This window comes from Desulfobacterales bacterium, from assembly GCA_029211065.1.
Lineage (GTDB): Bacteria > Desulfobacterota > Desulfobacteria > Desulfobacterales > JARGFK01 > JARGFK01.
In genome coordinates this window covers 1-6,875 of the sequence record JARGFK010000161.1, presented here as the reverse complement: position 1 = coordinate 6,875, position 6,875 = coordinate 1, and the positions used below count along the sequence as shown (strand labels likewise).

Genomic DNA, 6,875 nt, shown 5'->3' with positions numbered 1-6,875 from the left:
TAAATGGCCCTTGCCGGGGAAGGCATGGTTCCCTTCCTTCTTAAGTTGTCGTTTCCAGCGGGATAAAACCCCCTGGCCGATTCCAAGCCGCTGCTCTACGTCCCTGGCGGTTATCCCAGGCTCTGCGGCCATCCGTACCGCTTCCAACTTGAATTCTTTATCGTACCTTCTTGGCATAGACACACCTCCTGTTTCTTTTTATAATTTTGCTATTAGGTGTGTCCACTATTTTGAGAAGCTCCACAGTTTATCGACAGCGCCTATGACCGCTATCTTGCCACCGGAGACAGCTCCCAGCTTGCCAAAGCATCGACGCTGTCCCGCGGCACCCTGGCTGCCACTAAACCCATGCGCGATTATCTCTATTTTCGCGCCAGCATCAAAGAGCCCTTCGACCTCCTTTACTTTACACCTGCCGTTACGACCATCGTAAACCTGAATGATCAGAGTCTGTCCGTGACACCGGAAGTTGTCTACACGGCGATAACCAACCTGGAGCTGGGCTGCGCAACGCTTTGCTGATAGGGGCGCGGGAGACCGAGTTCGGTGAAAACAGAATGATTACAAGCTGGAATTGCGGGTCAGATATTATTTCTAAATCGGTTCTTCAATTCCGACCTAAAGTGGTTCAAGTCGAAATTTAACTTTCCAGCCCTTCATTATTGTACCTCAAAAAGAGATTTCCTGCCGTTGATGCCGTCCAGATTCTTCTTGAAAGAGATCTCGACCTTATAACTAAAGACGGAATCAGAATTTGTTCTGCTCACCATTTTAAAAAAAGTCCTGATTTGAATCTTTCCCCGGACCGATTGATCGCTGTTTGCCGGGGTCCCCGGTAAATGGCAGGATGAGGAGCTGTGGCAAAGTCAGTTTTTTTGCGTTACGAAACTGTGAAAGACCGATTGTCATTCCGGTATGTCCTTTTTGGGGCTGGGCGCAATAGGTGCCGAACAATCGGTCCCAGGCAGATAGATTGAAACCAAAATTGCTGTTCGTTTCACGGATGATGACAGAATGGTGAACCCGATGCATGTCCGGCGTTACCACCAGGCGTCTTAACCATTGGTCTATTGATATTGGGATTGTGATGTTCCCGTGATTAAACATTGCCATTCCGTTCAATAGGGCCTCGAATGCCAGCACTGCTGTAACAGGAGGCCCCAAGGCGACAATCACCGCCATTTTCAGTATCATTGACAGAATTATTTCAATCGGATGAAATCGTAAACCGGTCGTCAGATCGAAGTCCAGATCCGCATGGTGCATCATATGCAGCCGCCATAAAAGCGGCACGGCGTGGAACATTACGTGCTGAAGGTAAATGACCAGATCGAGGATGGCAACACCGACTACAAATTCCAGCCACATCGGCCAATCAAAAATGTTCAATAGCCCCCATGCGCGCTGCCGGGCAATCAGGGCGGTGTCGACCGCAAGGATGGGGAAGATCAAGCGAACAAGAACCGGGTTTCCAATCATGAAAGAAAGATTGCTGATCCAACGCACCTTCTTTGAAGTTGTCAAAGAGCGTCGCGGTGATCGATGCTCCCAATAGGCAACCGCTCCGAATATTGTTAGAAAGAAAATCAGGCGTATAAAGATTTCATGTTTCATTTTCTTTCGTCCTCAGGAATAAAAAGATTGTCCCTTTATCACTTGAGTAGGCGACTAACCAACCCTTCTTTGGCCTTAAGCCCCAAGTGTCTGCAAATCGCTGATTCCAGCTTTTCCTCGGAAAAGTCGGCACCCTGTACCACAATCTCATCACCTACCATAATGGCAGGAGCTTTCGGCCATACCGATTTCAGATACTCGGCGGTTGTATATTCTGCTCTGGGTTCAGTCTGGCTGTTTGTCAACTGATCTTTATCCACAGGCGTCATTTCCGATGAGTTATTGCCTTTATTTTCAGTTGACATAGCTTTTATCACTTTAAACGTTTTTCTTTTAGAGTCTGCTTTATCCATCTGTAGGGCTTCGACCGAGCCAAGCGTTCTTTTTAAGAAGCTTCGGATGTCAACAAATTTCAATGCCTCTTTGGGACAGTTGGTGATGCAGCGACCGCAACCCACGCAATCGGGCACGTTCACCTCACCCCTTGTATCGACAAGATGCTGAACCGGGATGCCCATATCGCATTCTTTGGTGCACTTCCCGCAGGAAATGCATTTCCCCTTATCGGCTTTGATCTTGTAAAATCCAACTTTGTTTAAAATCCCAAAAGTCTGGCCGTATGGGCACAGCCAGCGGCACCAGTTGCGGTTTCCGGTGAGTGGAATAAAAAGAAAGGAAGCAAAATAAATAACACCAACCATCCCGAAAAAAGCATCTACAAAGAGCGTTGCTTTTGGAAATGGCAGCAGGACAATAACAAACAAGGCAAAATAGAAACTGGTGAGTACCCATTTAAGGTGCCTGAATTTCCAGGCTGTATCAGACTTGATCGTTTCTTTCCTGAAGGCGGCCCCCATGGTGTCTCTACTGCCGACACAGGTGCAATTCCAGCTGCATACGGCTCGTCGACCAAATAGAAGAACCAGAAGCAAAGACAAGAAAAATGTCAAGGTCATCGGAACATGAAGGCCCTGCCCCCATTTTGCTTTGCCGCTAAAAAATCCTATGGCAGGCTCTGAAAGCGAAAACAGATATGGGAGGAGCGCCCAAAACCCCAGAACCATTGCCGTGAGTACCGCGATCCGTTTTTTGGTATAGGGGTTTTTCTCAACGGCCACTCTGTAAATTCCAAATATTCCGATGGCGATATACTCAGAGTAATGACTCAGAAAAATACTGGTGGTCCAGTGAAACAGCACCTCGTTTAACCAGCCAATGACAGCGTAGACAAGGCCCATGTAGCTGATAGCTTTAATGATGGGTACATCAAATTTATGTATTTTTTGGGATGGCATTTTTTCTGATTTCCGCCATGCGAACTAAAAACTGATCCGGGAGCAAAAAATCCACCAGGCGCAGATCCTCCCGCTCGTTACCCTGCCGATCTATAAACACCACCGTCGGAACGCCTTTAACCTTATATTTTTGCAAAAGGCGTTCGCTGTCGGGATCGCCTTTGCGGGTGAGATCCACCTTTATCATGATAAAAGCTTGAGCCGCCTGCTTGACGATTTCGCGATCATGAAATGTGACCGCATCCAGTTCCCGGCAGGGGGCGCACCATGTGGCGGAAAAATCGATAATTACGGGATTTTGTTTTTCAACAGCTTCAGACAAGAGCCCATCCGAATATGGTCGCCACTGCACACCGGGTCCCTGCATGATGAATGAACCGATCATGTAAGTAGCCACCACCAGCCCAATAATGCCGGCGCCGGTCTTCATCCAATCAAAGGCCCGAAATGCGGCCCGGGTGCGGTCGATCCAGCACAGGTGCAGACCGGCTGCCAGGGCTACACCGGCAAGGACCAAATTTCCAGCGGTTTGCGGCAGAAGCGGTCGAATGAAATAAGCGGCCATACCCACCAGCACCCAGCCCATGAGTTTGCGAATCCACAGCATCCACTCGCCGGACCGGGGAAGTTTATCTAATTTCCCCGAAAATATTGCCAGGAAGAAAAGCGGCAGGCCCAAGCCGATACTTAACGTAAAAAAGATCAAAAAACCAAGCCACGGGTCCCCCATCTTGGCAACCCACGTGAGCAGCCCCAGCACAAACGGACCAATGCAGGGCGCTGCAACGATACCTAATGTGATGCCCATAAAAAGACTGCCGAAGTAGCCGGTGTATGATTTTGAAGCCGCCTGAGTTATCGCGTATGGCAGCCGCAATTCCCAGAAGCCAAACAGGCTGGTTGCGAAAAATACCAGAACGGCCGCCACGACACCCAATACCAAAGGGCTTTGGAGCATGGCTCCCATGAGACCTCCGGTCAGCGCAGCGGTTACGCCAAGCATTGAGTTGGTGAGGGACAAACCACTAATATAACAGGCGCCATGAGTCAGCAAAGCTCCTTGACGCTGACCGCTTCTGCCGCCAAAATAGGAAACCGTTATGGGAATCAAAGGATAGACACAGGGCGTGAGGTTAAGAGCGATGCCACCCGAAAATATGCCTAAAAGGGTCCAGATCATTGCCCAGCCCTGAAACCGTTTAGAGGTTTCGGGTTGCGGAGAAATATCAGCAAGTCCTGTCGGAGATCTTTCCACGGGCAAACCACTTGCCTGCCAATCCGGATATCCATTAGGGTCTCGATAAACGTTTTTATAACCAAGCGTTACGGCCACCCGGGCCGCCGAATCACTGCGGACTCATGCCAGACCCGCTCAGTAAAACACGATGAACCGGGTTTTGTCAGGGCCCAGGAATTTTTTAAGCGCCCCTCTGCTGCGCCAGCGCGACCAGCCGGTCGGCTCCATGGGAAAGTTCACAGCACCGCTGATATGCCCCGTCCGATATTCCCACTCCTGTCGCGTGTCCACCAGCAAAAGTGTCCTAAAACGGTCTTTATACCGTGCCCATAATTCATCGGTGCTAATCAAACGGTAGCCGCCTGCTTTGGCCTCATTCAGGACATCCTCCATTGTTGCAGCCTTTAAGGTGACATTCCGGTTACTGTACAAAAGGTAGCCGACCGTGATCGTAACGGCCAGCATTAATATTAGCGCTTTTCTTACACTCTTCATCGTTTGGATTTCCTTTAAAGTGATAAGCGTGAAATCAATTTTTATCGGGCACGAACAAATTCTCAAAACAGTATAATGCGACCCGTTGCTATTGCACCTCTTCGGCTTCTGCGATAGGAAACCCAACGGCTCTTAAGTCCTGGATTCCCTCTTCAAGTCGCACTGCCTTGAAACCCTTTGCACGTAACATCTCAACAGCCTCAATGGAAAGAACGCAGTATGGACCCCGGCAATAAGCGACGATTTCCTGGTCGCACGGTAAATCGGACAAGTGCAGTTCCAGTTCTTCAAGAGGGATGGATATGGCTCCGGGAATATGTGCGGCACTAAACTCCTCGACCGGTCGTACATCCAGGACAGTCACCGCTCCTTCACGGACAAGCTCAAGAAGTTTTTCTCGATCCACAGGCTCCATCCCTTCTCTTCCTTCCAGAAACCGGCGCTTGATCTGCTCAACCTCTGCCAGCCTGCTTTCAGAAAGCACTCGCATGGCACGGTAGAATTCGCAGACGGCCTGATCTGCAAGGCGATAGATGACAAAGACCCCCTCTTTTTCTGTCTCAACAAGTCGGACAGCTCGAAGGACTTGCAAATGTTGTGAGGCATTGGCTATGGTCAGACTGGATTCATTAGCCAAAACCTCGACCGTCCGCGGTCCCTGGCAAAGCAAATCCAGAAGTTCCAATCTCTTGGGACTGGAAACCGCTTTTCCAATGCGGGCAAACTGCTCATAGATTTCATCCTTAAATCGCCTGTTTGGAGTTTTCATATTAACACCTCTATTATTCAATCAATTCATTGAATAATAGAATATTGATCTGTTTAATCTCTGTCAATCAAAAAAATCATCTTTTAAAAATAATGTATTGACAATTAAATTTTAAATTTATAATTAAGCATAAACTAAAATACTTAATTATATTACAGGAACAATCCATGAGTTTCGAGCCCGTTGAAATGTTTAAGGCATTGTCTGTTGAAACAAGGGTTAAAATAATCGACTTGTTGAAATCAGAGGGGCCTTTGGGTGCTAAAAAAATTGCAGAAATAGTTGGCATAACACCAGCAGCGGTATCGCAACATTTAAAAATTTTACGGCAGGCAGGTTTTGTTAGAAGTGAGCGTAATGGTTACTGGATACCATACTCAATAGATGAAGAAGCATTGCAAAATTGCCGAGATGTGTTGACTGAAATCTGCACTTGTGGATGCGAAGGAACAGGTAAATTTAGGGAATCTGAATCAGAAAGAATGAACGTGGAATCACTTAAAAAGTATGAGGAAGAGCTCAGAAATGAACTTGGCATCGTGCGGCAAAGGTTAAAAGAGTTGGATTCAGTGAAACGGTAGACGGTTTTTTTTGTCGATTTAATTAAGTTATTGCTTAATCGCTTTATAAGAAAGGAGGTGGTTAAAATGGCAGAAAAAAAGAACGATTGTGGCTGTGGATGCATTCCTTTGAAACAAAAAAGAGAGAAGTCAGCCAAAGACAAAAAGGAAGATAAGAAATCTAAGTAGGCAGAACATTGTACAGTGCCGCCAAAGGGGAAGGGATATAGAGAAAAATTCCTGTCCCCTTTGGTCTATTTGCAGCACTTTTCGAATGGAGGTGTAAATTGAATCCATGGATATTGATATCGGGTCATTTCTTCCATGTGATTGGAACAGTAGTATGGATTGGGGGAATTTTGATGACTCTGTTGGTAATATTGCCCGGGTCGAAAGCAGCTATAGAATCATCTTCTATGGTTGGTGGGCTGATGAAGGAGGTTGCAAAACGTTTCACCCCACTGGCTAATATCAGCATTCTTTTGCTGATTGCCACAGGAATTATCATTTTCTATTACGACAAAAACTATAAATCTTTTATAGATATGAACAATCGCAGGAATATGCTGATAGCCTTGAAACATTTTATTGTTGCCATAATGATTATTATCCACTTTTACAGAGGATTGATACTGATTCCCAAAATCGAAAAATTTTCTCCACGGCCAAATGAAATTCAACCAACAAGGCTAAAGAAGCTCTCATTGGCCCTCCTCAAAGCCAATTTCGTCTTAGGAGGCATAGTCCTATTGCTTACGGCGGCCTTAATATCCATTTAATTGTCATCCCAATGGGTTATTCAATGGTAGATGATATTGTATTAAGTAATACCTCAATTGAGTGAAAATTATGCGGCTAATTTCTTCTCTTCAGCCAAAAGACTGGATGAAATTTTATCGTAAAGA

The 6,875-nt window shown here is 46.6% G+C and carries 8 protein-coding genes; 3 read left to right on the top strand and 5 right to left on the bottom strand.

The features are described from left to right. The first annotated feature begins 348 nt into the window (after positions 1–348). Positions 349–522 (top strand): hypothetical protein, encoded by a 174-nt coding sequence (locus P1P89_21445; protein MDF1594082.1) that lies wholly within the window; start codon positions 349–351, stop codon positions 520–522. A 249-nt stretch (positions 523–771) separates the two neighbouring features. On the opposite strand, the gene P1P89_21440 is transcribed toward P1P89_21445, so the two are convergent. From P1P89_21440 to P1P89_21420, 5 genes are all read right to left on the bottom strand, one after another. Then, complete coding sequence (locus tag P1P89_21440) at positions 772–1,614, bottom strand: sterol desaturase family protein (GenBank protein ID MDF1594081.1); 843 nt, start codon at positions 1,612–1,614, stop codon at positions 772–774. A gap of 38 nt (positions 1,615–1,652) precedes the next feature. After that, a complete protein-coding gene (locus P1P89_21435) occupies positions 1,653–2,678 on the bottom strand; it encodes a 4Fe-4S binding protein (GenBank protein ID MDF1594080.1) in 1,026 nt (341 codons plus the stop codon). 208 nt (positions 2,679–2,886) lie between these two features. Beyond that, positions 2,887–4,089 carry a cytochrome c biogenesis protein CcdA gene (locus tag P1P89_21430; protein ID MDF1594079.1) on the bottom strand — a complete coding sequence of 401 codons (1,203 nt, stop codon included), beginning with the start codon at positions 4,087–4,089 and terminating at the stop codon, positions 2,887–2,889. A gap of 192 nt (positions 4,090–4,281) precedes the next feature. After that, positions 4,282–4,641, bottom strand: a complete 360-nt coding sequence (locus tag P1P89_21425) for a rhodanese-like domain-containing protein (protein MDF1594078.1) — start codon at positions 4,639–4,641, stop codon at positions 4,282–4,284. A gap of 88 nt (positions 4,642–4,729) precedes the next feature. Then, a complete protein-coding gene (locus P1P89_21420; GenBank protein ID MDF1594077.1) occupies positions 4,730–5,410 on the bottom strand; it encodes a metalloregulator ArsR/SmtB family transcription factor in 681 nt (226 codons plus the stop codon). Positions 5,411–5,577: 167 nt separating this feature from the next. Here P1P89_21420 and P1P89_21415 point away from each other — a divergent pair, with 167 nt between their 5' ends. Continuing rightward, a complete protein-coding gene (locus P1P89_21415; GenBank protein ID MDF1594076.1) occupies positions 5,578–5,991 on the top strand; it encodes a metalloregulator ArsR/SmtB family transcription factor in 414 nt (137 codons plus the stop codon). A gap of 266 nt (positions 5,992–6,257) precedes the next feature. Further along, positions 6,258–6,749, top strand: a complete 492-nt coding sequence (locus P1P89_21410) for a CopD family protein (GenBank protein ID MDF1594075.1) — start codon at positions 6,258–6,260, stop codon at positions 6,747–6,749. The last annotated feature ends 126 nt before the right edge of the window (positions 6,750–6,875 follow it).